The following is a 25,422-nucleotide window of genomic DNA, read 5'->3' as shown; positions in this document are numbered from 1 at the left end:
GGTGGCCGGTCTCGAATCGATCACAGCTCGTCCGCTCGGCTCGCCGCTGGAGCTGTTGTCAGAGTTGGATGAGTGCAACCGCGAGCTGAGCATGCTATGTGACGCCTTGACGTTGCAGCGCATCGGCAGTGAAGTCAACGCGCCGCGTCCTGTACTTGACGGACCGCAACACGGTTTTTTGACCACCACGATCTGGCTGAGTTCCTGGCTCGGCGAAGCGTGGGGTGCGAGTTTGAAGTTTCTAGTGGATTCTGGCTCACAGGTTGAGGTTGACGTCACCGAAGCGCGTCGCTTCGTTCACGTTTTAGGTCGCTTGCGCACGTTCTTCGCGCATAACCTCGACATCGATGTCGAACGAGACCGTGAGACCAGGGACACCTGCTACAAGTGGTTCAAGGAAGCATGTGGCTCGCAGGTGCCTGCAGCCAGTCAGTGGATCCACTGCGTGGTCGAGCTGCTTCGCGGCGCGGTGCAATACCTTAAGCTCGCCATCGAGGTTGCCAGGGCGATCGAACTGCACCCTGATGCCAATAAGTTGTGCACCGTGTGGCGGAACCGGTTGAACAGGACCGAGGTAGCCGTTGACTACCTTAGTTCATTGCAACGTGCTGCAGGTGATCTGGGGCTGGACAAGGTAGATCTGACTGGCGTGCGGAATCGCTACCGGCGCAGGTGGTCGCAGGCGTTCGAGGTGATGTCCACTGACGTCGACGTGAACGACGCGACAGCGCGCTTCATGGAGCAAGCTTTGCTTGCCGAAACGAGCGCAGTGCTCCCGATCACCGCACGTGAAGTGATGGAAGTGCTCGGACTCCAGCCTGGCGAGAAGGTGGCGACCGCATTGCGCCTTTCGCAGGTAGTGCACTCGTTGAATCGTGATCTGGATCGGACGCAATTGGTCGCCGCGTTGAAAGTCGTGTGGAAGCGCCTCGTGGTAGGTCAAGTCGAGGAATTAGGTACATTATCCGTTCAGACGCGTAGTCAGGGTTCGGAGTAGCGGGTCGCTCGAAGTCGGCTTGGACTGGGCCCTCAGGGCCTCCTCCAAGACCGCGGCGGTGTCGCCCAGGATCTGCGGCGGGGTCTCGTCGTTGATCAGGGTGGCCGCGCGGCGGGCTTCCGCTTCGGCGTTGACCGAATCACCCGAGTCCAGCAGGAACCGCGCGCCGCGCACCACCAGGAACGTCTGCCAGTCCAGGTCGCCCAGCCGGGCGGCCAGCTCCTCGGCGATCCCGTTCTGCTCCACGGCCGCCGCGTGCTCACCGGCCTGCACGTGCAGGAACGCCCGGATCGCGGCGATCCTCGCCGTCAGGTGCGTGCGGTGGTCCGGGTCCTCGACCGCGGGCAGCAGGGCTTCCGCGGCGGCCAGGGTGCCGGCGCACTCGGCGGCCTCGTCGTTCGGCAGCGCGGCGGCGGCCTCGACCAGGGAGCCGGCGGCCTCGGCCGGTTCCGACACCTCCTGCCACGCCGCGGCCGCGCCCTGGTACGCCGACGCGGCCTCCGCACCCAGGTCCAACCGGCGCAGGACGCCGGCCAGGACGTCCAGCACCATGGCGCGCCGCCACGGCTCGTCGGCCGGCACCAGGCCCAGCGCCACCTCCAGGTGGCGGCGGGCGGCTTCGACCTCGTCCAGGCGCGCGCACACCTGACCCAGGCGGTAGCGGACGGGGACGACGATGTCCGGGTCCACGTCGTCCGCCTCGATCACGCGGACCGCTTCCTCCAGCGCTTCGGCGGCCTCCACGAACCGGCCGGCCTTCAGGTAGCCGCCGGCCAGGGCGTAGCACGCCTTGGCCACGTCGTCCGGCACGCCCAGCTCGTGCCCGACGGCCACCGCCTCGCGCAGCTCCGCCAGGTGCTCCGCCTCCAGGCCGAGCCGCTCGACCGACGCCACCCGCTGCCGGTGCGCCTCGGCGGTCCACGGGCCGCGCGGCGCGCTGAACGCGCGGACGTACTCGGCCGCCGTGCTCAACGCCTCCTCCTCGCCCCGCACGGTCTGGATCTTCAGCAGCAGGCGCAGCGCGTCGAACCGCACCGACGCCGACGGCTCCTCGGACAGCACGTCCACCACCTCGGCGTGCGCCTCGTCCAGCGACCCGGTGGCGGCGAGGTACTGGGCCCGGTCGCAGCGCGCCCGCGCCACCAGCTCCGGCACCTCCCGGCGCGCCACCTCCAACGCCTCCGCGGTCAGCGCGCCCTGCTCGTCGGCGGCCTCCCCGCCCTCGTCGGAACCCGAGGCCGAGTCCGCCAGCAGGTCCGCGAGCAGCAACCTGGTCAGCACGCGCGTGTGCGCGGTGCCCGTCACGTCCGCCTCGGCCACGCACGTGCGCGCCACCGCGACGCACTCGGCCACCCCGTCGTCCTCCGCCCGCAACCCCGCGCTGCGCGCCCGGAACCGGTTGGCCAGGTCGTGCTCCCCGCACGCGGCCAGCCGCTCCACCGCCGCGTCCAGCTCGGCCAGCACGTCGGCCTTCGGCCGCGAGTGACCGCCGGCGGTCGCCCGCCGCGCCGCGACCAGCGCGCCCAGCCGCTCGGGCAGCAGCGGGTCCAGGTCCTCCGGCAACGACCGCAGCAGCCGCATGCCGACCAGGAACTCCCCGCCGTCGAACGCGTCGCACAGCCGCTGCGCCAGCTCCACCGGGTCGGCGACCTCCACCGGCTCCTCGTCCACGACGGGCGCGGGCGCGGCGGCGACCGGCACGGCCAGCGGCACGGGGACCGTGTCCGGCGCTTCCAGCGTGCGGCGCAGGCGGGTGCTCACCGCGTCGCTGCCGTTGCGCCGGTCGAACCGGGCCGCCAGCTCCAACGCCTGCGCCTCCAGCAGCCCGCGCAACTCCGCGGCCGACATCACGGTCGTCCGCCCGTCCCGCGGCACGGCGAACTCCTCGTCCGGCGACACCCGGCTGAGCAGCAGCGCCGCGCCCGCCGAGAAGTGCATCGCCCGCGACGGGCTGGTCGAGTGGTGCACCCGGTGCAGGTGGCCGCGCAGCAGCTCCACGCCGCGCCGCACGTTGCCCGACGTGGCGCAGAACTCCAGGTGGTCGTCGAGGTAGCCGCCGACCAGGTCGTCGCGCACCAGCCGGTACGCCACCACGTGCGCCTCCCGGGCCCGGTCCACGTCGCCGAGCGCCACGAACGCGGGCGTCAACGTGGTCAGGATGCCCTGCGGCTGGGTCGCGCACCCCGTGTCCTGCGACAGCTGGTGCTCGGCGTGCGCGACCGCCTCCGCGTGCCTGCCCTGCCGGATGAGGTGGCCGGCCTGCTCCTCGACGACGCACGCCTCGCAGTCGCTCATCGGGCCGCGGTCCACCGCCAGGTAGCGCGCGAAGTGCTCCCGGTACGCCTCGTCGTCACCGATGTGCGCGGCCAGGTCGGCGCGCGCGCCGTGCACCGGCTGCATCGAGTACCCGAGGCGCTGGTAGCGCTCGGCGAGCTGGTCGACGAACGAGCCGATCTGCTCCAGCGTGAACCGCGGGTCCGCGATCAGGCCGCTGACGATCCACTTGTGCGCCCAGTCGTAGCTGTGCAGCTCCCACTCGTCGAACGCCGTGGGGTCGCGCTGCTCGGCCGTGCCGCACCAGGCGAACGGCGCCAGCATCAGGTCGTAGCGGCCCAGGTCGTAGGCGGAGCGCAGCAGCGCGATCCGGCAGCTCACGGCCAGCGGCAGGTGGTCCAGGGCGTCCGCGGCACGGGCGGCGCGCTCCAGCGCCTCGTGCCGCGGCATGCCCTCCGGCATGTGGTACGCCTCGACGAACTGCCGCTCGGCGGCTTCCCTGTCCTCGTTCACGATCGATCCCCCACGGCGCGGTCCAGCAGTTCCAGGAATGAGCGGTTCAGCGCCGCGGTGTCCTTCGGGCGCATCGGACGCCTCGCCTGCAGCAGGGCGTGCACGTACAGCGACTCCACGGTCAGCTCCACCAGCGCCGGGTCGGTCAGCCGCGCCAACCGCCGCACCAGCGGGTTGCGGCAGTTCAGCACGAGCCGCTGCGCCGCGCCGGACGTCGACTCGACCAGGCTGCCCAGCAGCTCGGCCCACAGCGGGTCGGCCCGCTCGCCGACCTGCTGCGCGTCGCGCCTGCGCTCGGCCTCCACGTTCGTCACCAGCAGCGCGGGCAGCGAACCCGGCTCGAAGTCGCGCGGCACGGCCTCGCAGTCGTGCCGCTCCAGCACGTCCCCGGCCAGCGCCAACCGCTCCCGCAACGCCCGTTCCAGCTCCGGGTCGGGGTCGTCCAGCGCGGCCAGCACCTCGCCCGGCGCGACCCGGCGCGCGGCTCCCGGGCCGTCCAGCGCGACGAGCCGCTCCATGATCTCCGCGTCGTAGGCGTAGCCCGCGTTGACCAGGCCCATGCCCTGGGCGTGCGCGACCGGCGCGAGCTGGCGGAACTCGTCCACGTCCGGCACGTGCGCGACGACGCCGTGCTTGCGGCGGAACTGGCGCAGCGACTGCGGGCCGTCGGTCGTCTCGAACGGCAGCCACCGCTCGACCAGCCGCAGCATCTCGTCGTCCACCCTGGCCAGCGACTTGATGCCGAGGTGGTGGGCGTCGAGCAGGGCGCGGGTGCGCTCGGGGTTCGTCGCGTCGAGCCGGACGAGCCAGTCCCGGACCTGGCGGCCCAGCTCCTCGCGCACGGCCAGCAGCGTCTCGTCCTGGTAGAGCGACTCGCGGCTCGCGGTCGGCCGCAGCGACGTCGAGTCGACCACGCAGCGCACGAAGTACGCCCACTCCGGCAGCAGGCCCTCGATGGCGTCGCCGACGAGCATCCGCTTCAGGTAGACGCGGTGCGACTGGCGCGCTCCGGGGTGCACGCCGCGCGGCAGCACGTACGCGACGCCCGTCAGGCCCACCGCCGGCACCTCGACCGGGATCGCGTCGAACGGCTCGACGCCGAGCACCCGCTCGCCGTAGGCCAGGGCGTCCCCGGTCGTCCACGGCAGCTCGTCGTGCGTGAGGATCTCGTCGCCGACGCGGACCGTGACGGGCAGCAGCTCGCCGTACTCGGTGACGAGCGCCTTGACCACGTCGTGCTCCAGCCAGTGCTCGGAGTCGCGGTGGGGTACCAGCTCGATGGTGGTGCCGACCGGGATACCGGGGTCCGCGCCGTCGGCACCGCCGATGACCTCCACGTCGTAGTTGCCCGTCGCGTCGGCCGTCCACCGCACGGCGGGGCCGCCCCGGGCGGACCGGGTGACGAGCCGGATGCGCTCGGCGACCAGGAACGCCGAGAGCAGGCCGACGCCGAACTGGCCGAGGAAGCCCTTGCGGGCGAAGCCGAGGTCGTCGCGCTTGGACGTGCGGCCCAGCGTGGACAGCAGGTCGTGCACCTCGCGCTCGGTGAGGCCGATGCCGGTGTCGGAGATGCGGAAGGTGCCGCCGGAGGACCCGACCGGCTCGATCACGACCTCGCCCGGCGCGTCCGGTTGCAGCGCGCGGCGGGCGGTGATCGCGTCCACCGCGTTCTGGAGCAGCTCGCGCGCGTACACGCGGGGGCTGCTGTAGAGGTGGTGGCTGAGCAGGTCGATGATCCCGCGCAGGTCGACACCGAAGGTGTGTGCCATGGGAGTGGGGTTCACCTCGGGTCGGATCAAGGGGGTGGACGATTCTAAGGGCGTGGCCGCGGCTCGTGACCCGGTTTTCCGCTGATCGCCCACCGGGGTCCTGCTCGCGCGGTAAGACTCCCACGACCCACCGACAATCCCGGGCCGCCGGGGTTCGCGGCAGCGCGCGGAACGCGATCCCGCCGCCTCCCGCGCGCGGCACGCACCCGGTCGGGCGCGCGACCGGGGTCGATCCCACCCGGGGCGGTGGGAGCCCCGATCAGGCGGTGGTCGGAAACCGGGTGGGCCGATCACCTAGGATCGACCCGCCGCTCCGCGTACCCCGCGGAGCGGCTGACCACCTGTTGTCCGTGACGGGAGCTGTCCACCAACCATGTCCGGAGCCAACGACCCGTACGACCCCAAGCAGGTCGCGGCGCTCTCACCCGAGGCGCTCGGCGCGGCGGTCGAGCAGGCTCGGGAGGCGTTCGCGAAGGCGGCCGACCTCGACGAGCTCGCCGCCGCGAAGCCGAGCCACCTGGGTGACCGCTCGCCGGTCCTGCTGGCCCGGCGCGAGATCGGCGCGCTGCCGCCGGCCGCGAAGGCGGAGGCGGGCAAGCGGGTGAACGAGGCGCAGAACGCGGTCAAGGTCGCGTTCGAGGAGCGCCGCGCCCGGTTGCAGGCCGAGCGCGACGAACGGGTGCTCCGCGAGGAGGCGGTCGACGTCACGCTGCCGTGGGACCGGGTGCCCCGCGGCGCCCGCCACCCGATCTCCACGCTCGCCGAGCGCATCGCCGACGTGTTCGTGGCCATGGGCTACGAGGTCGCGGAGGGCCCGGAGCTGGAGACCGAGTGGTTCAACTTCGACGCGTTGAACTTCGGCAAGGACCACCCCGCCCGGACCATGCAGGACACGTTCTACGTGGCGCCCGCCGACTCCGGCCTGGTGCTGCGCACGCACACCAGCCCGGTGCAGGCGCGCACCCTGCTCGACCGCGAGCCGCCCGTGTACGTGGTGTGCCCCGGCCGCACGTTCCGCACCGACGAACTGGACGCCACCCACACCCCCGTCTTCCACCAGGTCGAGGGCCTGGCCGTGGACAAGGGCCTGACCATGGCGCACCTGAAGGGCACGCTCGACGCGTTCGCCCGCGCCATGTTCGGCGAGGACTCCCGCACGCGCCTGCGGCCCAGCTTCTTCCCGTTCACCGAGCCGTCCGCCGAGGTGGACGTGTGGTTCCCGGAGAAGAAGGGCGGCGCCGGCTGGGTCGAGTGGGGCGGCTGCGGCATGGTCAACCCGAACGTGCTGCGCAACTGCGGCGTCGACCCGGACGTCTACTCCGGCTTCGCGTTCGGCATGGGCCTGGAGCGCACGCTCCAGTTCCGCAACGGCCTGCCCGACATGCGCGACATGGTCGAAGGCGATGTCCGCTTCACCCAGCCCTTCGGAACGGAGTCCTGACCGGTGCGCATTCCCGTCACCTGGTTGGTCGAGAACCTCGAGTTCGCCGAGGTGCCCACGGCCGAGCAGCTCGCCGAGGCGTTCGTCCGGATCGGCATCGAGGTCGAGGACGTGCAGGCGCTCGACTCCGTCACCGGCCCGCTCGTCGCGGGTCGCGTGGTCGAGGTCGAGGAGCTGACCGGGTTCAAGAAGCCGATCCGGTTCTGCCGGGTGGAGGTCGGCCCGGACCAGGTCAACGGCATCGTCTGCGGCGCGACGAACTTCCGCGAGGGCGACACGGTCGTGGTGGCGCTGCCCGGCGCGGTGCTGCCCGGCGACTTCGCCATCTCCGCCCGCAAGACCTACGGCCGCACCAGCGAGGGCATGATCTGCTCGGCCCGCGAGCTGGGCCTGGGCGACGACCACTCGGGGATCATGGTGCTGCCCAGCGGCACCGCGCAGCCCGGTGACGACGCCATCGAGCTGCTGGGCCTGGGCGACACGGTGATCGAGGTCGCGCCGACCCCGGACCGGGGTTACGCCTTCTCCGTGCGCGGCCTGGCCCGCGAGATCGCCTGCGCGTTCGACGTGCCCTACCGCGACCCCGGCACGGCCGAGGTGCCCGAGGGCGAGGGCGAGGTCCTGCCGGTCCGCGTCGAGGACCCGGCGGCGTGCCCCCGGTTCGTGGCCCGGCGCGTCAGCGGCGTCGACCCGACCGCGCCGACGCCGTGGTGGATGCGCCGCAGGCTGATGCTGGCGGGCATCCGGTCGATCTCCCTGCCGGTGGACGTCACCAACTACGTGATGCTGGAGCTGGGCCAGCCGCTGCACGCGTTCGACGCGGCGTCGGTCAAGGGCGGCCTGGTGGTGCGGCGCGCGGTGGCCGGCGAGAAGCTGACCACGCTGGACGAGCAGATCCGCGTGCTGGACCCGGACGACATCGTCATCGCCGACGACACCGGCGTGATCTCGCTGGCGGGCGTCATGGGCGGTGCCAGTACCGAGGTGTCGGCCACCAGCTCGGACATCCTGCTGGAGGCGGCGAACTGGGACCCGCCGTCGATCGCCCGCACGGTCCGCAGGCACAAGCTGCCCAGCGAGGCGGCCAAGCGGTTCGAGCGCACGGTGGACCCGGCGCTGGCGCCCGTGGCGCTGGAGCGCGCGGCCCGGCTGCTGGACATGTTCGGCGACGGCAGCATCAAGCCCGGCCGCACGGACGTGGGCGAGCCCGCGCAGCCGCGGCCGGTGTCGATGCCGATCAACCTGCCCGACCGGGTGGCCGGGGTGAACTACGCCCGCGGCGTGACGGCGCGGCGGCTCGGCCAGATCGGCTGCCAGGTCGAGGTCACCACCGGTGACGACGGCACGACCATGGTCACCGCGATCCCGCCGACGTGGCGCGCGGACCTGACCCAGCCCGCGGACCTGGTGGAGGAGGTGCTGCGGCTGGAGGGCTACGACACGATCCCGTCCACGCTGCCGCCCGCGCCCGCCGGTCGCGGGTTGACCGAGCAGCAGCGCCGCCGCCGCACGGTGTCGCGCGCGCTGGCGGAGAACGGGTTCGTCGAGGTAAAGCCGTTCCCGTTCGTGGCGCCGGCGGTGTTCGACGCGCTCGGCCTGCCGCCGGGCGACGTGCGGCGCAACACCGTCAGCGTGCTCAACCCGCTGGAGTCGGACAAGCACGCGCTGGCCACCACGCTGGTGCCCGGCCTGCTGGAGACGGTGCAGCGCAACCTGGCGCGGGGCCAGAAGGACCTGGCGGTCTACACGGTCGCCCAGGTGACGCTGCCGCGCACGCAGCAGGTGCCGGTGCTCGAGGTGGGCGTGGGCGAGCGGCCGTCGGACGCGCAGGTGGCGTCGCTGCTGGCGGCCCTGCCGCAGCAGCCGGTGCACGTGGCGGCCGTGCTGGCGGGCCACCGCGAGCGGGCGGGCTGGTGGGGCAAGGGCCGGCAGGCGGACTGGGCGGACGCGGTGCAGGCCGCGCGGCTGGTCGGCCAGGCGTACGGCGTGGAGCTGACGGTGGTCGCCTCCGACCTCGCGCCGTGGCACCCCGGCCGGTGCGCCGAGCTGCGGGTGGGCGACTGGCCGGTGGGCCACGCGGGCGAGCTGCACCCGAAGGTCGTGGAGGCGCTGGGGCTGCCGAAGCGGACCGCGGCGCTGGAGCTGGACCTCGACGCGCTGCCGTTGAGCGACAACCGGCCCGCGCCGGTCGTGTCGGCCTACCCGCCGGTGCTGCTGGACGTGGCCGTGGTCGTGCCGGCGCGGGTGCCCGCCGAGCAGGTGGCGCGCGTGCTGCGGGGCGGTGGCGGCGCGCTGCTGGAGGACATCCGGCTGTTCGACGTCTACACCGGCGACCAGGTCGGCGAGGGCAAGCGGTCGCTGGCGTACTCGCTGCGGTTCCGCGCGCCGGACCGCACGTTGACCGTGGAGGAGGCGACGGCGGCCCGCGACGCGGCCGTGGCCGCCGCCGCGGAGCGCTTCGGCGCGGTGCTGAGAGGCTGACGCGAGGGCCCGGACCCGCACTGGTGCGGGTCCGGGCTTACGCCGCACGGGTGAATCGCCCGACGGCGGGCATCGGACGAACGTGCAGGTCACGCAGTGTGACGTGCGGTGTCAAGAGGTCCAAAGACCTGTCTTTCCGGGCCGGCCGGGTCCTTGCGCACAGGTTGAACGTTCTCCAAGATTGGCGTCGCGGCCCGCTGGGCCGAGGGGCGAAGCGATGAACCGCCGGGCGAGTCTGGTCGCCGGTCCGACGGGGAGCTAGCGGCGAACCCACCGCCTGGAGCAGCAATCGAGTGGGGTTGCCTCATGCGCAGCTTGGGTCCGCGGGCGGAAGTCGCCGTCGCCATGACCATCCTCGGCGTCGGCGCCGCCGTGGTCGCTGCGATGCACCTGACCTGGCCGGAACCGGAACTGCCCGCGATGGCGTACTCGGTGAGCGGCGGCGAGGTGACCGAGCTGCAGTCGTTCGAGATCACCGACGTCTCCGGCGGCGCGGTGGAGCTGACGCCGGGCAGCGAGGGCGCCCGCCGGGTGCGGCTGTCCAACCCGAACGGCGTGGAGATCGTGGTGCTGACGCTGGAGGCCCAGCCGGGCCAGCCGCTGGACGCGGCGCAGAACCGGGTGCCGGGCTGCCCGTCGAGCGTGCTGACCGTGGTGCCGATGGCCGAGCCGGTGACGATCCCGCCGTCGGGGTCGGTCGAGGTGGACATGGTCGTGCAGATCGCGCACGACGTGCCGAGCGCGTGCACGGACCTGGTGTTCCCGCTGACCTACTCGGGCCGCGCCGCCCGCGTCTGACCCCCGGGGGTGCTCGAGCGCCTCGCGGCGCTCGGCGAGTCCGCTCGCCGCACCACCGCGGGACGCCGCGGTGTGCGACGCTTCGGCGTATGACTGTTTCGGGCGGGAGCGAGTACGACTACGACCTGCTGGTGATCGGCTCGGGTCCCGGTGGGCAGAAGGCCGCGATCGCGGGGGCGAAGCTCGGCAAGCGGGTCGCGATCGTCGACCGCGCCGACATGGTGGGCGGCGTGTGCGTCAACACGGGCACCATCCCGTCGAAGACGCTGCGCGAGGCCGTGATGTACCTGACCGGGATGAACCAGCGCGACCTGTACGGCGCGAGCTACCGGGTCAAGAACGACATCACCATCACCGACCTGCTCTCCCGCACGCGGCACGTGATCGGCCGCGAGGTGCAGGTGGTGCGCGCCCAGCTGCACCGCAACCACATCGACCTGCTCACCGGCACCGCCCGCTTCCTCGACCCGCACACGATCTCGGTCGACGGGGCGCACCGGGGCGAGCACCACTCGGTGACCGCCGAGCACGTCGTGATCGCCACCGGCACCCGTCCCGCCCGGCCGGACCAGGTCGACTTCGACGAGATCCGGGTGCTGGACTCCGACGAGGTGCTGGCGCTGGAGGAGATCCCGGCGTCCCTGGTCGTCGTGGGCGCGGGCGTGATCGGCATCGAGTACGCGTCCATGTTCGCCGCGCTGGGCACCAGGGTGACGGTGGTCGAGCAGCGCGACCGGATGCTGGACTTCTGCGACCCGGAGATCGTGGAGTCGCTGAAGTTCCACCTGCGCGACCTCGCGGTGACGTTCCGCTTCGGCGAGAAGGTCGTCAACGTCGACGTGTCGGAGACCGGCACGGTGACCACGCTGGCCAGCGGCAAGCGCATCCCGGCCGACGCGGTGATGTACTCGGCGGGGCGGCAGGGCAACACCGAGGCGCTGGACCTGGACAAGGCGGGCCTGGAGGCGGACCGGCGCGGCCGGCTGACCGTGGACGAGCACTACCGCACGGCCGTGCCGCACATCTACGCCGTGGGCGACGTGATCGGCTTCCCGGCGCTGGCCGCGACGTCGATGGACCAGGGCCGCCTGGCCGCCTACCACGCGTTCGGCGAGCGGGCGCGCGAGCTGTCGGCGTTGCAGCCGATCGGGATCTACACCATCCCGGAGATCTCCTACTGCGGTGCCACGGAGGCCGAGCTGACCTCCTCGGCCGTGCCCTACGAGGTGGGGCTGGCGCGGTACCGGGAGCTGGCGCGCGGCTCGATCGTCGGCGACGCCTACGGCATGCTCAAGCTGCTGGTGTCCAGTGTGGACCGCAAGCTGCTCGGCGTGCACCTGTTCGGCACCGGCGCGACGGACCTGGTCCACATCGGCCAGGCGGTCATGGCGTGCGGCGGCACGGTGGACTACCTGGTGGACACCGTCTTCAACTACCCGACGCTGTCCGAGGCGTACAAGGTGGCCGCGCTGGACGCCACGAACAAGATGCGCGCCTTGGAGCGCTTCGGCTCCTGATCAGCGGACCAGGTTCGTGACGAGGTGCAGGCGGGCGTCGGTGACGTCGCCCAGCGGCGGGACGAGCAGGGTCGGCAGGCCGACCTCGACGCCCGCCCCGTCGTGCGTCGAGCGGTCGCCGACCATCAGCGTCTCGCGCGGCTCCGTGCCGAGCGCGTCCAGCGCGGTGCGGAAGATCGCCGGGTCGGGCTTGACCACGCCGTGCTCGAACGACAGCACGAACGCGTCCACGGGCAGGTCGCGGAACGCGGGCCGGATGTCGAAGTGGATGTCGCTGAGCACCCCGACGCGCACGCCGGCGTCGTGCAGCGCGCGCAGCGTCGGCCCGGCGTCGACGGCGAACGGGTTGGCCATCGGGTCGGACTCCACCGCGTACAGCGAGTCGGCCAGCTCCTCGTCCAGCCCGGCGGCCTGGAACGCCTGGTAGTACGCCTCGCGGTGCAGCTCCGCGTCGGCGTCCACGCCCGGCGCCTCCATCCGGGCCGGGTCGAGCGCCGCCACCACGTCCGCGGCCCGGTCGGGGTCGCGCCCGATCCGGCGCAGCGCCTCCTCCGCCCAGCCCCGGAACGTGGGCGTCAGCACGAGCGTGCCCCGCCAGTCGAAGATCACGGCCCGCAGGCGCATCGACGCCCTCCCCTGTTCACCGGTAGCCACACGACTCACCCGGGTGAAGGCTGCCGCACGCGGTGGTCGCGTGGCTACGTTCTGGTCAGGATCCCCGACGGTAGGAGGCGGCATGGCCGCGACGCCGACGACACCCCTGCACTTCCGCCGGGTGGGGTTCGACCCCCACCCCGACCTGGTGGCGGTCCGGGACCGGGACGGCGTGCGCCGGGTCGACTCGCCGCTGCTGGGCGGGTCGGTGTGGCTGGTCACCCGCGTCGAGGACGTGCGCCGCGTCTACGGCGACCCGAACGGCTTCGGCATCTCCGCCCACCACCTGGTGCCCGGCGCGCCGCCGTTGGACGACGAGGAGCTGGCGGCCGTGCGGCCGGGCAACCTGCTCGGGTTCGACCCGCCCGAGCACACGCGGCTGCGCAAGCTGCTCGCGCCGGAGTTCACGGTCCGCCGGATGCGCCGGCTCGAACCGCGCGTCCACGGGATCGTGCGCGACCACCTGGACGCGATCGAGCGGCAGGGGCCGCCCTCGGACCTGGTGGCCGCGTTCGCGCTGCCGGTGCCGGCGCTGGTGATCTGCGAGCTGCTCGGCGTGCCGTTCGCCGACCGGGACGCCTTCCAGGCCCGGTACGCGAAGTTCTTCGACGTGTCGCTGACGTTCGAGGAGCGGCTCGCGGTGCAGTACGAGTCGAAGGCGTACCTGACCGAGCTGGTCGCCCGGGCCAGGGTGGAGCCGGGTGACGACCTGCTGGGCGCGCTCGCCGGCGACGACGCCTCGGGCCTGGACGACCGGGAGCTGGTCGGCATCGCGGACCTGCTGCTGCTGGCGGGCCACGAGACGACGGCCAACATGCTCGGCCTGGGCGTGCTGGCCCTGCTGCGCCACCCCGAGCAGCTGCGGCTGCTGCGCGACGAGCCGGAGCGCGCGGACGCCGCCGTGGAGGAGCTGCTGCGCTGGCTGACCGTCGTGCACACGGGCGTGCCGCGGGTGACGAAGACCGAGGTGGAACTCGGCGGCCACACCCTCGGGCCCGGCGAGCTGGTGGTGTGCTCGCTGCCCGCGGCCAACCGCGACCCCGCGCTGGTGCCGGACCCGGACCGGCTGGACCTCACCCGTGACGCGGGCAGCCACGTCGCGTTCGGCCACGGCGTGCACCACTGCCTGGGCGCGCCGCTGGCGCGGCTGGAGATGCGGATCGCGTTCCCGGCCCTGCTGCGCCGGTTCCCTGGGCTGCGCGCGGTCGGGCCGGAGCCGGACTACCGCGCCCAGCAGGTCGTCTACGGTGTCGGGTCGCTGCCGGTGACCTGGTGACGCGCCGCCCGCGCGGCACGGCAGGAGGGGCGGGAACCCGAAACAGATTTGAGTGACTTTGCACGGGCGTGCATACTTATCCGCATGACGGTACGGATCGCGGTCGCCGGTGCCAGCGGGTACGCCGGGGGAGAGCTGCTGCGCCTCCTGCTCGGTCACCCGGACGTGGAGGTCGGCGCGCTCACCGCCGGCGGCAACGCGGGCACGGCGCTGCTCACCCACCAGCCGCACCTGCTGCCCCTCGCCGACCGGGTGCTGGAGGAGACGACGGCCGACACCCTCAAGGGGCACGACGTCGTCTTCCTGGCACTCCCGCACGGCCGCTCGGCCGAGATCGCCGCCCAGCTCGGTGACGACACCGTCGTCGTCGACTGCGGCGCCGACCACCGGCTCACCGACCCCGCCGCCTGGGAGCGCTGGTACGGCGGCGCGCACGCGGGCAGCTGGCCGTACGGCCTGCCCGAGCTGCCCGGCCTGCGCGACGAGCTGCGCGGCGCCCGGCGCGTCGCCGTCCCCGGCTGCTACCCGACCGTGTCCTCGCTCGCCCTCGCGCCCGCGATGGACCTGGTCGAGCCCGAGGTGACGGTGGTGGCGGTGTCCGGCACGTCCGGCGCGGGCAAGTCGCTCAAGCCGAACCTCCTCGGCTCCGAGGTGATGGGCTCGCTGAGCGCCTACGGCGTCGGCGGCACGCACCGGCACACCCCGGAGATCGCCCAGAACCTCGGCCGGGTCGCCGGCGCGCCCGTCCGGGTGTCGTTCACCCCGGTGCTCGCGCCGCTGCCGCGCGGCATCCTGGCCACCTGCACGGCGACCCTCGTCGACGGTGACGCCGACGTCCGCGCCGCCTACGAGAAGGCCTACGCCGACGAGCCGTTCGTGCACCTGCTGCCGGAAGGCCACTGGCCGACCACGGGCGCGGTGCTCGGCTCGAACGCCGTCCAGCTCCAGGTCACCGCCGACCGCGACGCGAACCGGCTCGTCGTGGTCGCCGCGATCGACAACCTGGCGAAGGGCACCGCGGGCGCCGCGGTGCAGTGCATGAACCTGGCACTCGGCCTGCCGGAGACCACCGGCCTGTCCACCGTGGGAGTAGCTCCGTGAACCGCAACAAGGGCGTGACCGGGCCGAAGGGCTTCAAGGCCGCGGGCGTCGCCGCCGGCATCAAGGAGTCCGGCGCGCTGGACCTGGCGCTGGTCGTCAACGAGGGGCCGGGCCAGGCCGCCGCGGGCGTCTTCACCACCAACCAGGTGAAGGCCGCGCCGGTGCTGTGGTCGCAGCAGGTGCTCGAGGAGCGCAGGCTGCGCGCCGTCGTGATCAACTCCGGCGGCGCGAACGCGTGCACCGGGCCGGAGGGCTTCCAGGACACCCACGCCACCGCCGAGAAGGTCGCCGAGGTGCTCGGCGTCGGCGCGATCGAGGTCGCGGTGTGCTCCACGGGCCTGATCGGGGAGCGCCTGCCGATGGACAACCTCAAGGCGGGCGTGGAGAAGGCGGCCCAGGAGCTGGCCGCGGGCGACCGGGCGGGCCTCGACGCCGCCACCGCCGTGATGACCACCGACACCCACCCCAAGCAGAGCTGGCAGGACCACCCGGACGGGTGGTCGGTGGGCGGGTTCGTCAAGGGCGCGGGCATGCTGTCGCCGAACATGGCCACCATGCTCAGCGTCATCACCACCGACGCGGTGGTCGACGGCGACGCCCTCGACGCGGCCCTGCGCGCGGTCACCGCCAAGACCTACGACCGGCTCGACGTGGACGGCGGCACGTCCACCAACGACACCGTGCTGGTCCTGGCCTCCGGCGCGTCCGGGGTCGAGCCGACCGCCGAGCAGTTCGCCGACGTGCTCACCGCCGTGGCGAAGGACCTGGTCAAGCAGCTCCAGGGTGACGCGGAGGGCGTGACCAAGGAGGTGTCGATCACCGTCAACGGCGCGCTCACCGAGGCCGAGGCGGTCGTGGTCGCCAAGACCGTCGCCGAGGACAACCTGGTCAAGACCGCGCTGTTCGGCTCCGACCCGAACTGGGGTCGGGTCGCGATGGCCGTCGGCCGCTCGCGGGCCACCGTGGACCAGCACAAGCTCGGCATCACGATCAACGGCGTGACCCTGTTCCGCGACGGCCACAAGGCCGCCGACCGGAGCGAGGCCGACCTGTCCGGCCGCGACGTCGAGATCGTCGTGGACCTCAACCTCGGCGACGGCACGGCGACCGTGCTGACCACGGACCTGTCGCACGCCTACGTCGAAGAGAACAGCGCGTACAGCTCGTGATCACGCCACAGGTCAAGGCCGGGATCCTGATCGAGGCGCTGCCGTGGCTGCAGCGCTTCCGGGGCGCGATCGTGGTCGTCAAGTACGGCGGCAACGCCATGGTGGACGACGAGCTGAAGCGCGCGTTCGCGCAGGACATGGTGTTCCTCAAGCTCGCGGGACTGCACCCGGTCGTGGTGCACGGCGGCGGGCCGCAGATCGCCGCCATGCTCAAGCGGCTGGGCATCGAGAGCGAGTTCCGCGGCGGCCTGCGCGTGACCACGCCCGAAGCCATGGACGTGGTGCGCATGGTGCTGGTCGGCCAGGTGCAGCGCGAGCTGGTCGGCCTGATCAACTCGCACGGCCCGCTCGCGGTCGGCCTGTCCGGCGAGGACGCCCACCTGCTCACCGCCGCGCGCCGGCCGGCCCTGGTCGACGGCGAGCCGGTCGACATCGGCCTGGTCGGCGACATCGTCGACGTCAACCCGGACGCGGTGCTCGACATCGTGCGCGCCGGCCGCATCCCGGTCGTGTCCACGGTCGCGCCGGACGCCGACGGCGTGGTGCACAACGTCAACGCCGACACGGCGGCGGGCGCGGTGGCGGTGGCCCTGGACGCCGCGAAGCTGGTCGTGCTCACCGACGTCGAGGGCCTGTACGCGGACTGGCCCGACCGCGGCTCCCTGCTGCACCGGGTGACCGCCGAGCGGCTCGAGGAGATGCTGCCGCGCCTGGACAGCGGCATGGTGCCGAAGATGGAGGCGTGCCTGCGCGCGGTCCGCGGCGGCGTCCCCGAGGCGCACGTGATCGACGGCAGGCTGGCGCACTCGGTGTTGTTGGAGGTCTTCACCTCCGAAGGTGTCGGAACGATGGTGACCGCCGGCGGCGCGGTCGACGGGACTGGGGCGGGCGAGGCATGAGCGAGCAGCACAGGCAGCGGTGGCAGGCCGCGATGATGAACAACTACGGCACGCCCGGCCTGACCCTCACCCGCGGCGAGGGCGCCCACGTCTGGGACGCCGACGGCAACCGGTACCTCGACCTGCTGACCGGCATCGCGGTCAACGCGCTCGGCCACGCCCACCCGGCGATCGTCGCCGCGGTGACCGAGCAGATCGGCCGCATCGCCCACACCTCGAACCTCTACATCAACGAGCCCGCGCTCCGGCTCGCCGAACGGCTGCTGGACCTGGCCGGGGTCGACGGCGACGGCCGGGTGCTGTTCTGCAACTCCGGCGCCGAGGCCAACGAGGCCGCGTTCAAGCTCAGCCGCCGCACCGGCCGCACCAAGGTCGTGTCGACCGAGGGCGGGTTCCACGGCCGCACCATGGGCGCGCTGGCGCTGACCGGCCAACCGGCGAAGCGCGAGCCGTTCGAGCCGCTGGTGCCCGGCGTCGTGCACATCCCCTACGGCGACGTCGAGGCGCTGGAGGCCGCGGTCGACGACGAGACCGCCGCGTTCGTCGTGGAGCCCGTCCAGGGCGAGAACGGCGTGGTCGTGCCGCCCGAGGGCTACCTCGAAGCGGCCCGCCGGATCACCGCCGAGCACGGCGCGCTGCTCGTCCTGGACGAGGTGCAGACCGGGGTCGGGCGGCTCGGCACCTGGTTCGCGTTCCAGCGGGTCGGCGTCGTGCCCGACGTGATCACCCTCGCCAAGGGCCTCGGCGGCGGCCTGCCGCTCGGCGCGTGCATCGCGATCGGCCCGGCCAAGGACCTGTTCCAGCCCGGCCAGCACGGCACCACGTTCGGCGGCAACCCGGTGTGCTGCGCCGCCGCGCTCGCGGTGCTGGACACGATCGCCGCCGACGGCCTGCTGGAGCACACCGCCGCGGTCGGCAAGGAGATCGCGGCGGGCGTCGAGGCACTGGACCACCCGCTCATCTCCGGTGTGCGGGGCGCCGGCCTGCTGCTCGGGATCACGCTGCGCGAGGCGGTCTCGGCGAAGGCCGCGGCGGCCGCGCAGCAGGCCGGTTATCTGATCAACCCCGTCCAGCCCGACGTCCTCCGCCTGGCGCCGCCGCTGGTGCTGGACGAGGCCGACGCCCACCGGCTGGTGGCCGACCTGCCGTCGTTCCTCCCGAACCCAGGCCAGGAGCCGTGATGGTGCGCCACTTCCTGCGCGACGACGACCTGACCCCCGACGAGCAGGCCGAGGTCCTCGACCTCGCGGACGACTACAAGGCCGACCGGATGACGGCCAAGCCGCTGGCCGGCCCGAAGTCCGTGGCGGTGATCTTCGAGAAGAACTCCACCCGCACCCGGCTGTCGTTCGAGGTGGGAATCGCCCAGCTCGGCGGCAACCCGGTCATCATCGACGGCCGGTCCATGCAGCTCGGCCGCGAGGAGACCATCGAGGACACCTCGCGCATCCTCTCCGGGTACGTCGAGGCGGTGGTGTGGCGGACGTTCGCGCAGAAGCGCATCGAGGCCATGGCCTCGGTGTCCCGCATCCCGGTGATCAACGCGCTGACCGACGAGTTCCACCCCTGCCAGGTGCTGGCCGACCTGCAGACCATCCGGCGCGTGCACGGCAAGCTCACCGGCCTCACCGCCACCTACCTCGGCGACGGCGCGAACAACATGTCCAACTCGATGCTGCTCGGCGGCGTCACGGCGGGCATGCACGTGCGCATCGCCGCGCCGGAGCTGTTCCAGCCGCCGCAGTGGGTGCTGGACGACGCCCGGCGGCGCGCCGCGGAGACCGGCGGCTCGGTCACCGTGCTGGAGGACCCGCGCGAGGCCGTGGACGGCGCGGACGTGCTGGTCACCGACACGTGGACGTCGATGGGCCAGGAGAACGACGGCCGCGACCGGATGCGCCCGTTCCGGCCCTACCAGCTCAACGCCGACCTGCTCGCCGCGACCGGCGTGAAGACCACCGTGCTGCACTGCCTGCCCGCCCACCGCGGCCAGGAGATCACCGACGACGTGCTCGACGGCCCGGCCAGCGCGGTGTGGGACGAGGCCGAGAACCGGCTGCACGCCCAGAAGGCGCTGCTCGTGTGGTTGCTGGAGCGGTCGCGGTGACCCGGACCGCGCGGCAGGCCCGCATCGTCGAACTGGTCACCCAGCGCGCCATCCGCAGCCAGTCGGAACTGGCGAAGACGCTGGCGGTGGAAGGCATCGAGGTCACCCAGGCCACGCTGTCGCGGGACCTGGACGAGCTGGGCGCGGTCAAGCTGCGCGGTCCCGACGGCGGCGCGCCCGTCTACGTCATCCCCGAGGACGGCAGCCCGGTGCGCGGGGTGCAGGGCGGCACGTCCCGCCTCACCCGCCTGCTCGGCGAGCTGCTGGTGTCGGTGGACCACTCCGGCAACCTCGCGGTCCTGCGCACCCCTCCCGGCGCGGCCCAGTTCCTGGCCAGCGCGCTGGACCGGGCCGCGCTGCACGACATCGTCGGCACCATCGCGGGCGACGACACGATCCTCGCCGTGGCGCGGGAGCCGCTCACCGGCGCGGACCTGGCCGCCCGGGTGACGGCGCTGGCCGCGGGGGAGGAGCAGGCCCAGCAGCAGGAGGAGACCCATGAGTGAGCGGGTGGTGCTGGCCCACCGCGGCGGGCTCGACCCCGCGCCGCTCATCGGCGCGCTCACCGCGGGCGGCGCGCGGGTCGTCACCGTCGCGGTCGACCTGGGCGACAGCGGCGAGGACCCGGCGACCACCCGTGCCCGCGCCCTGGCAGGCGGCGCGGTCGAGGCCGTGGTGGTCGACGCCCGCGACGAGTTCGCCGACCGCTACTGCCTGCCCGCGCTGCGCGCCAACGCCCTGCGACCGGTCGCCGCGCTGACCCGCTCCCTGTTCGCCGAGCACCTGGTGCGGGTCGCCAGGCGGCACGGCGCGACCGCCGTGGCGCACGGCCGCACCGGCGCGGACCGGGCCCGCTTCGAAGCCGCCGTCAACGCGCTCGCACCCGACCTGGATGTCATCGCCCCACCCGTCGGCCCCACCCCGACCGCCCGGCCCGAGCCGCCGGGCGGCGCGCCCGACTGGACCGCCGAACCCCGCGACCCCGAGGAGCTGGTCGTCACGTTCGACCGGGGCAGGCCGGTCGCCGTCGACGGCGAGACGATGACCGTGCGGCAGGCCGTCCAGGAGCTGAACCTGCGCTCCGGTGCGCGGGGCGTGCGCCGCCCCAAGGGCGTCCACGCCTACCAGGCACCGGGCGCCGCCGCCCTGGTCACCGCGCACCGCGAGCTGGAAGACCTCACCCTGGAACCCGACCTGGCCGACTTCAAGCGGCAGGTCGAGCGGCGCTGGGCCGCGCTGGTGCACGGCGGCCAGTGGTTCTCGCCGCTGAGACGCGCGTTGGACGGCTTCATCGACAACACCCAGCTGCACGTGTCCGGCGAGGTCCGGCTCGTGCTGCACGGTGGCCGCACGGTCGTCACCGGCCGGCGCGGCGAGGAGTCGCCGTTCGACTCCACCCCGGGCTGCGCGCCACCGCGCCGCCTGCCGAGCAAGATCGCCGCAACGTAGGGATTCGATCACGTGAGTTCATTGTGGGGTGGCCGGTTCGCCGGCGGACCGGCGGAGGCGATGGCGCGGCTGTCCGCGTCCACGCACTTCGACTGGCGACTCGCCCCGTACGACATCAGGGGTTCCCGCGCGCACGCCCGCGTGCTGCACCGCGCCGGCCTGCTGACCGCCGACGAGCTGGACCGCATGCTGGCGGCGCTGGACGCGCTGCGGGCCGACGTGGAGTCCGGCGCGTTCACCCCGACCGTCGCCGACGAGGACGTGCACACGGCGCTGGAGCGCGGCCTGATCGAGCGCGCCGGGCCGGAGCTGGGCGGCAAGCTGCGCGCCGGCCGGTCCCGCAACGACCAGGTCGCCACGCTGTTCCGGATGTGGCTGCGCGACGCCGCCGGCCGGGTGGCCGCGGGCGTGCTCGACGTGGTCGAGGCGCTGGCCGACCAGGCCTCCGCGCACGCCACCGCCGTCATGCCCGGCCGCACGCACCTGCAGTCCGCCCAGCCCGTGCTGCTGGCCCACCACCTGCTGGCCCACGGCCAGGCGCTGCTGCGCGACGTCGACCGGCTGCGCGACTGGGACAAGCGCGCCGCCCTGTCGCCGTACGGCTCGGGCGCGCTCGCGGGCTCGTCGCTGGGCCTCGACCCGGCCGCGGTCGCCGCCGAGCTGGGCTTCGACGGGCCGGTGGAGAACTCCATCGACGGCACCGCCTCGCGCGACTTCGCCGCCGAGATCGCGTTCGTGCTGGCCATGATCGGCGTCGACCTGTCCCGCATCGCCGAAGAGGTGATCATCTGGACGACCGCCGAGTTCCGCTTCGCCGTGCTGGACGACGCGTGGGCCACCGGCAGCTCGATCATGCCCCAGAAGAAGAACCCCGACGTGGCCGAGCTGACGCGGGGCAAGTCCGGCCGGCTCATCGGCAACCTGGCCGGCCTGCTCGCGACGCTGAAGGCCCAGCCCCTGGCCTACAACCGCGACCTGCAGGAGGACAAGGAACCGCTGTTCGACTCGGTCGAGCAGCTGGAGCTCCTGCTGCCCGCCCTGGCCGGGATGATCGCCACGATGCGGTTCGACACCGACCGCATGGCCGCCCTCGCGCCCGCCGGGTTCACCCTGGCCACCGACATCGCCGAGTGGCTGGTGCGCCAGGGCGTGCCGTTCCGGGTCGCCCACGAGGCCGCGGGGGAGTGCGTCCGCGTGGCCGAGGCCCGCGGGGTCGGCTTGGAGGAGCTCACCGATGAGGAGTTCGCCACGATCTCGCCCGCGCTGACCCCCGAGGTGCGTAGCGTGTTGACCGTGGAAGGCTCCATCGCTTCACGCGACGCGCACGGCGGCACCGCGCCCGACCGCGTCGCCGAGCAGTTGAAGAGGTTGCGCGACAAGGTGTCCGTTGCCCGCAACGCCTAGGCAGCTCACCGAGCGGGAGCTCGCGGTCGACCCGGTCGACGCCGCGCGGCTCCTGCTCGGCGCCGTCGTCGAGTCCACCACCGAGCAGGGCGTGGTCGGTCTGCGCATCGTGGAGGTCGAGGCGTACCGGGGCGGCGACGACCCGGCGTCGCACTGCTACCGGGGCCGCACGCCGCGCAACGACGTGATGTTCGGCCCGGCCGGCCGCCTCTACGTGTACTTCGTCTACGGCATGCACTTCTGCGCGAACGTCGTGTCGCTGACCGACGGCGTGCCCGGCGCGGTGCTGCTGCGCGCGGGCGAGGTCGTGACCGGGGCGGAGCTGGCCCGCCTGCGCCGGCCGACCGCGCGCAGCGACGCCGAGCTGGCCAAGGGCCCCGCCCGGCTGACCAGCGTCCTCGGCCTCGACCGCGGGCACAACGGGGTGAACCTGACCGACCCGGCGGCGAGCGTGCGGCTGCTGGCGGGCGACCCCGTGGACCCCGCCGACATCCGCACCGGCCCGCGCGTCGGCGTCGCCGTGGCGGTCGACGTGCCGTGGCGGTTCTGGGTCGACTCGCCCGCCGTCAGCGCCTACCGCCGCGGCACCCGCCGCACCCGCACCGCGCTCTAGACCTCCCCGAAGACGTGCGTGCCCGGGGCGTCCGGGTCGTCACCCGCCCAGAACTCCACCCAGTGCTGCACGAACTCCGACTTCGACAGCGAGCCGTCGCCGTCGAGGTCCAGGCGGGCGAACACGGCGTCGGTGGACGAGCCGTCGCCCGTCCAGGCGTGGATCATCCGGGCGTACTCGGGCGCGGACACCCGGCCGTCGCCGTCCTCGTCCACCGCCTCGAACATCGACTCGGCCGTGGCCACCACCAGGTCCAGCATGGTGCCGAGGTCGCTCACCACGGACAGCACCTCGTCCACGGTGACCTTGTTGTCGTGGTCGTGGTCCGACGCCACCTGCAGCGTCTCCCACCACCCCATCATGATCTCCCGCAGCCGGCCGTCCTCCTCGGAGCCGCCCCGGATGCGCACCCACCGGTCCGTCAGGGCCTCGAAGTCGGCCCGCTCCAGGAACCCGTCACCGTTCGAGTCCATGGCGGTGAACACGACGGAGGTCTTCTTGCGCTGCAAGTCACTGGCCACGGGAGCAAACATCGTCGCGGAACGCCCCGAGGACAATTGACCAGCCGGGGCAAACCTCCGCGCGCGGGGGTGAACCGGCGGTGACGGTCGGTAGCGCGGGTCAGCGCACCGTCCGCCGGTACCACACGCGCCGCTCGTGCGCCGGCAGCGCCACGCGACTGATCACGCTCGTCAGCACCGCCCCGATCAGCAGCCACAGCAGCGCGGCCAGGCCGTCGTTCAGCAGCGTCCGCAGGCCGGGGCTCTCGGGCGTGAAGAGGTCCCGCAGGCCCAGCGACACCCCCGCCGACCAGGACTCGATCATCCGCGCGAACCCGTTCGCCGGGTTCGCGCCGCCGATCACCAGGAAGATGTGGATCGCCAGCACGATCGCGAACAACCAGCACAGCAGGTCGATCACGGCGCACGCCACGCGCACGGCCCGCACCCGGCTGTCGCCGCGCTCGACCACCTCCTCCTCCGCCGCGTACGGCGGCTCGGCGGGGGTCACGAACTCGGTGGGGCGGTCAGCGGGACGCCGGTCGCGGTTCGGGTAGGTCATCGCTGCGGTTCCTCTCACTCGGCCCACCCGCCGACTACCCGGCCGCGACACCGCCTCAAACTGGCCGGACCAGGTAGAGGAGAATGGCCCACCGTGAACGAGCACATCCTCGACGAGCTGTCCTGGCGCGGCCTGATCGCGCAGTCCACCGACCTCGACGCGCTGCGCGAGGACCTGGACGCCGGCCCGCTCACCCTCTACGCGGGGTTCGACCCGACCGCGCCCAGCCTGCACGCCGGCAACCTCGTCCCGCTGCTCATGCTGCGCCGCTTCCAGCGCGCCGGGCACCGGCCGATCGTGCTCGCGGGCGGCGCGACCGGCATGATCGGCGACCCCCGTGACAGCTCCGAGCGCGCGCTCAACGCGCTGGACACCGTGGCGGAGTGGGCCGGGCGCATCCGCGGCCAGCTGGAGCGCTTCGTCGAGTTCGACGACAGCCCCACCGGCGCGATCGTCGTCAACAACCTCGACTGGACCGGCGACGTGCCGGTGCTGGACTTCCTGCGCGACGTCGGCAAGCACTTCTCGATCAACGTCATGCTCGCCCGCGAGACGGTCAAGCGGCGCCTCGACGGCGATGGCATGTCCTACACCGAGTTCAGCTACCTGCTGCTCCAGTCGCACGACTACCTCCAGCTGCACCGGAAGTACGGCACCCGGCTCCAGGTGGGCGGCTCCGACCAGTGGGGCAACATCATCGGCGGCGTCGACCTGGTCCGGAAGGTCGACGGCGGCTCCGTGCACGCCCTGACCGCGCCGCTGGTCACCGACGCCGAGGGCCGCAAGTTCGGCAAGTCCACCGGTGGCGGCAACGTCTGGCTCGACCCCGCGATGACCTCGCCGTACGCCTGGTACCAGTACTTCGTCAACGTGGGCGACGCCGACGTCCTGCGCTACCTGCGCCTGTTCACCTTCCTGTCCCGGGAGGAGATCGCCGAGCTGGAGCGGCAGACCGCCGAGGCGCCGCACCTGCGCGCCGCGCAGAAGAAGCTGGCCCAGGAGTTCACCGACCTGGTGCACGGGGAGCACGAGACCCGGCAGGTGATCGCGGCCAGCCAGGCCCTGTTCGGCCGCGGCGAGCTGCGCGAGCTGGACCTGTCGACGCTCGAGGCCGCGATGGCCGAGGCGCCGACCGGCGAGGTGCGCCTGGCCGACCGGCCGACGATCGTCGACCTGCTCGTCAGCTCGGGGCTGGCGGAGAGCAAGGGCGCGGCGCGGCGCACCGTCAAGGAGGGTGGCGCGTACGTGAACAACGGCAAGGTCACCGACGAGGAGTGGGTGCCCGCCGAGGAGGACCTCCTCCACGGCGCGTGGCTGGTCGTCCGGCGCGGCAAGCGCAACACCGCCGGGGTGCGGGTGCGGGTCTGACCTGCCGGAGCCCCACCGAGCAGCACGTCGAAGGCCGTCGGTCCCACGCGGACCGGCGGCCTTCGTGCTTCTTTGGTGTGATCGCGGTCACACTGTTGCCGGTGGATCGGGTCGGATAGCGTGGGGTGGACTGCGGCACGGGCTGCTGACCTGCGGTTTCAGCCTGTGGCGTGGTGCTGCGCCCCCGATTTGACCTCCGGTTCGGGTGCGTGTAACTTTCTCCATGTCAGCACGGAACGGGCCGGGAACGCCGGAACGGAGTGCGGCAGGTCACGAACCAAGCTCCCGCTAGCGTGGTAGAGTGGGTGACCGCGGAACGGAAGACCCAGTCCAGGCTCGTCTGAGCCGTTGCGACCAGGGCGTCTGGTTTCCAACACAAGCTCTAGCTGGATCACAAGCCTCGGATCGAGTCGCGCGAGCGACGAGTGATGATGTGCGCGTGTTCTTTGAGAACTCAACAGCGTGCCGAATAGCCAGTAAATTTATGAACCTCGTCAAGAGGTTTCCTTTGAGATTGTTACTGGACAACT

Annotated in this window: 21 protein-coding genes; 16 read left to right on the top strand and 5 right to left on the bottom strand. The window is 72.8% G+C overall.

Features of this window, described 5'->3' with window-relative positions; genetic code table 11:
* Position 1: 1 nt before the first annotated feature.
* The gene (locus tag ACIGNX_RS30780; protein ID WP_396544360.1) at positions 2 to 997 is read left to right on the top strand and encodes a hypothetical protein; all 996 of its coding nucleotides are present in this window, start codon (positions 2 to 4) and stop codon (positions 995 to 997) included.
* Here ACIGNX_RS30780 and ACIGNX_RS30775 read toward each other — a convergent pair.
* On the bottom strand, positions 962 to 3,784 hold the full coding sequence (locus ACIGNX_RS30775) for a hypothetical protein (protein ID WP_396544359.1): 2,823 nt from the start codon (positions 3,782 to 3,784) through the stop codon (positions 962 to 964). The two genes, ACIGNX_RS30780 and ACIGNX_RS30775, sit on opposite strands and share 36 nt — an antisense overlap.
* Entirely contained in the window at positions 3,781 to 5,553 is a 1,773-nt protein-coding gene (locus tag ACIGNX_RS30770) for an HSP90 family protein (protein ID WP_396544357.1), read from the bottom strand. Before ACIGNX_RS30770 ends, ACIGNX_RS30775 begins: the two co-directional genes overlap by 4 nt.
* Before the next feature lie 373 nt (positions 5,554 to 5,926).
* Between ACIGNX_RS30770 and pheS the strand changes: the two genes are divergently transcribed.
* From pheS to sthA, 4 genes are all read left to right on the top strand, one after another.
* Entirely contained in the window at positions 5,927 to 6,994 is a 1,068-nt protein-coding gene (gene pheS, locus ACIGNX_RS30765) for a phenylalanine--tRNA ligase subunit alpha (protein ID WP_396544355.1), read from the top strand.
* Between the two features lie 3 nt (positions 6,995 to 6,997).
* Entirely contained in the window at positions 6,998 to 9,475 is a 2,478-nt protein-coding gene (pheT, locus tag ACIGNX_RS30760; protein WP_396544353.1) for a phenylalanine--tRNA ligase subunit beta, read from the top strand.
* A gap of 306 nt (positions 9,476 to 9,781) precedes the next feature.
* Positions 9,782 to 10,273: a hypothetical protein gene (locus ACIGNX_RS30755; protein WP_396544351.1), complete on the top strand. Its 492-nt coding sequence runs from the start codon at positions 9,782 to 9,784 to the stop codon at positions 10,271 to 10,273.
* 89 nt (positions 10,274 to 10,362) lie between these two features.
* The gene (sthA, locus tag ACIGNX_RS30750) at positions 10,363 to 11,790 is read left to right on the top strand and encodes a Si-specific NAD(P)(+) transhydrogenase (RefSeq protein WP_396544349.1); all 1,428 of its coding nucleotides are present in this window, start codon (positions 10,363 to 10,365) and stop codon (positions 11,788 to 11,790) included.
* On the opposite strand, the gene ACIGNX_RS30745 is transcribed toward sthA, so the two are convergent.
* Complete coding sequence (locus tag ACIGNX_RS30745; protein WP_396544347.1) at positions 11,791 to 12,414, bottom strand: HAD family hydrolase; 624 nt, start codon at positions 12,412 to 12,414, stop codon at positions 11,791 to 11,793. It abuts the gene before it with no gap.
* A 112-nt stretch (positions 12,415 to 12,526) separates the two neighbouring features.
* Here ACIGNX_RS30745 and ACIGNX_RS30740 point away from each other — a divergent pair, with 112 nt between their 5' ends.
* The 10 genes from ACIGNX_RS30740 (at position 12,527) to ACIGNX_RS30695 (ending at position 22,462) form a co-directional block, all read left to right on the top strand.
* Complete coding sequence (locus ACIGNX_RS30740; RefSeq protein ID WP_396544345.1) at positions 12,527 to 13,720, top strand: cytochrome P450; 1,194 nt, start codon at positions 12,527 to 12,529, stop codon at positions 13,718 to 13,720.
* An 84-nt stretch (positions 13,721 to 13,804) separates the two neighbouring features.
* A complete protein-coding gene (gene argC / locus ACIGNX_RS30735) occupies positions 13,805 to 14,821 on the top strand; it encodes an N-acetyl-gamma-glutamyl-phosphate reductase (RefSeq protein ID WP_396544343.1) in 1,017 nt (338 codons plus the stop codon).
* Positions 14,818 to 15,990, top strand: coding sequence for a bifunctional glutamate N-acetyltransferase/amino-acid acetyltransferase ArgJ (gene argJ, locus ACIGNX_RS30730; protein WP_396544341.1), 1,173 nt, complete (start codon positions 14,818 to 14,820; stop codon positions 15,988 to 15,990). The genes argC and argJ overlap by 4 nt, the downstream gene beginning before the upstream one ends.
* Positions 15,987 to 16,889 (top strand): acetylglutamate kinase, encoded by a 903-nt coding sequence (gene argB, locus ACIGNX_RS30725; protein WP_396544340.1) that lies wholly within the window; start codon positions 15,987 to 15,989, stop codon positions 16,887 to 16,889. The genes argJ and argB overlap by 4 nt, the downstream gene beginning before the upstream one ends.
* Positions 16,886 to 18,070: an acetylornithine transaminase gene (locus ACIGNX_RS30720; RefSeq protein ID WP_396544338.1), complete on the top strand. Its 1,185-nt coding sequence runs from the start codon at positions 16,886 to 16,888 to the stop codon at positions 18,068 to 18,070. The genes argB and ACIGNX_RS30720 overlap by 4 nt, the downstream gene beginning before the upstream one ends.
* Entirely contained in the window at positions 18,070 to 18,996 is a 927-nt protein-coding gene (argF, locus tag ACIGNX_RS30715) for an ornithine carbamoyltransferase (protein ID WP_396544336.1), read from the top strand. The genes ACIGNX_RS30720 and argF overlap by 1 nt, the downstream gene beginning before the upstream one ends.
* A complete protein-coding gene (locus ACIGNX_RS30710; RefSeq protein WP_396544334.1) occupies positions 18,993 to 19,502 on the top strand; it encodes an arginine repressor in 510 nt (169 codons plus the stop codon). Before argF ends, ACIGNX_RS30710 begins: the two co-directional genes overlap by 4 nt.
* Complete coding sequence (locus tag ACIGNX_RS30705; protein WP_396544333.1) at positions 19,495 to 20,445, top strand: argininosuccinate synthase domain-containing protein; 951 nt, start codon at positions 19,495 to 19,497, stop codon at positions 20,443 to 20,445. Before ACIGNX_RS30710 ends, ACIGNX_RS30705 begins: the two co-directional genes overlap by 8 nt.
* A gap of 60 nt (positions 20,446 to 20,505) precedes the next feature.
* On the top strand, positions 20,506 to 21,849 hold the full coding sequence (argH, locus tag ACIGNX_RS30700; protein ID WP_396544546.1) for an argininosuccinate lyase: 1,344 nt from the start codon (positions 20,506 to 20,508) through the stop codon (positions 21,847 to 21,849).
* Complete coding sequence (locus ACIGNX_RS30695; RefSeq protein WP_396544331.1) at positions 21,833 to 22,462, top strand: DNA-3-methyladenine glycosylase; 630 nt, start codon at positions 21,833 to 21,835, stop codon at positions 22,460 to 22,462. The genes argH and ACIGNX_RS30695 overlap by 17 nt, the downstream gene beginning before the upstream one ends.
* On the opposite strand, the gene ACIGNX_RS30690 is transcribed toward ACIGNX_RS30695, so the two are convergent.
* Complete coding sequence (locus ACIGNX_RS30690; RefSeq protein WP_396544329.1) at positions 22,459 to 22,983, bottom strand: EF-hand domain-containing protein; 525 nt, start codon at positions 22,981 to 22,983, stop codon at positions 22,459 to 22,461. The two genes, ACIGNX_RS30695 and ACIGNX_RS30690, sit on opposite strands and share 4 nt — an antisense overlap.
* A 100-nt stretch (positions 22,984 to 23,083) precedes the next feature.
* Positions 23,084 to 23,524, bottom strand: a complete 441-nt coding sequence (locus ACIGNX_RS30685; protein WP_396544328.1) for a hypothetical protein — start codon at positions 23,522 to 23,524, stop codon at positions 23,084 to 23,086.
* A gap of 93 nt (positions 23,525 to 23,617) precedes the next feature.
* Between ACIGNX_RS30685 and tyrS the strand changes: the two genes are divergently transcribed.
* The gene (tyrS, locus tag ACIGNX_RS30680) at positions 23,618 to 24,892 is read left to right on the top strand and encodes a tyrosine--tRNA ligase (protein WP_396544327.1); all 1,275 of its coding nucleotides are present in this window, start codon (positions 23,618 to 23,620) and stop codon (positions 24,890 to 24,892) included.
* Positions 24,893 to 25,422: the final 530 nt, after the last annotated feature.

The organism is Actinosynnema sp. NPDC053489, from assembly GCF_044544865.1.
Classification (GTDB): domain Bacteria; phylum Actinomycetota; class Actinomycetes; order Mycobacteriales; family Pseudonocardiaceae; genus Actinosynnema.
This window is presented reverse-complemented; position numbering and strand designations above follow the sequence as displayed.

Bases quoted from the DNA above. Each gene is read 5' to 3' on its own strand.
- ACIGNX_RS30770 (WP_396544357.1), bottom strand. From the start codon at position 5,553: ATGGCACACACCTTCGGTGTCGACCTGCGCGGGATCATCGACCTGCTC.
- pheS (WP_396544355.1), top strand. From the start codon at position 5,927: ATGTCCGGAGCCAACGACCCGTACGACCCCAAGCAGGTCGCGGCGCTC.
- ACIGNX_RS30755 (WP_396544351.1), top strand. From the start codon at position 9,782: ATGCGCAGCTTGGGTCCGCGGGCGGAAGTCGCCGTCGCCATGACCATC.
- sthA (WP_396544349.1), top strand. From the start codon at position 10,363: ATGACTGTTTCGGGCGGGAGCGAGTACGACTACGACCTGCTGGTGATC.
- ACIGNX_RS30745 (WP_396544347.1), bottom strand. From the start codon at position 12,414: ATGCGCCTGCGGGCCGTGATCTTCGACTGGCGGGGCACGCTCGTGCTG.
- ACIGNX_RS30740 (WP_396544345.1), top strand. From the start codon at position 12,527: ATGGCCGCGACGCCGACGACACCCCTGCACTTCCGCCGGGTGGGGTTC.
- argC (WP_396544343.1), top strand. From the start codon at position 13,805: ATGACGGTACGGATCGCGGTCGCCGGTGCCAGCGGGTACGCCGGGGGA.
- ACIGNX_RS30720 (WP_396544338.1), top strand. From the start codon at position 16,886: ATGAGCGAGCAGCACAGGCAGCGGTGGCAGGCCGCGATGATGAACAAC.
- argF (WP_396544336.1), top strand. From the start codon at position 18,070: ATGGTGCGCCACTTCCTGCGCGACGACGACCTGACCCCCGACGAGCAG.
- ACIGNX_RS30705 (WP_396544333.1), top strand. From the start codon at position 19,495: ATGAGTGAGCGGGTGGTGCTGGCCCACCGCGGCGGGCTCGACCCCGCG.
- argH (WP_396544546.1), top strand. From the start codon at position 20,506: ATGGCGCGGCTGTCCGCGTCCACGCACTTCGACTGGCGACTCGCCCCG.
- ACIGNX_RS30685 (WP_396544328.1), bottom strand. From the start codon at position 23,524: ATGACCTACCCGAACCGCGACCGGCGTCCCGCTGACCGCCCCACCGAG.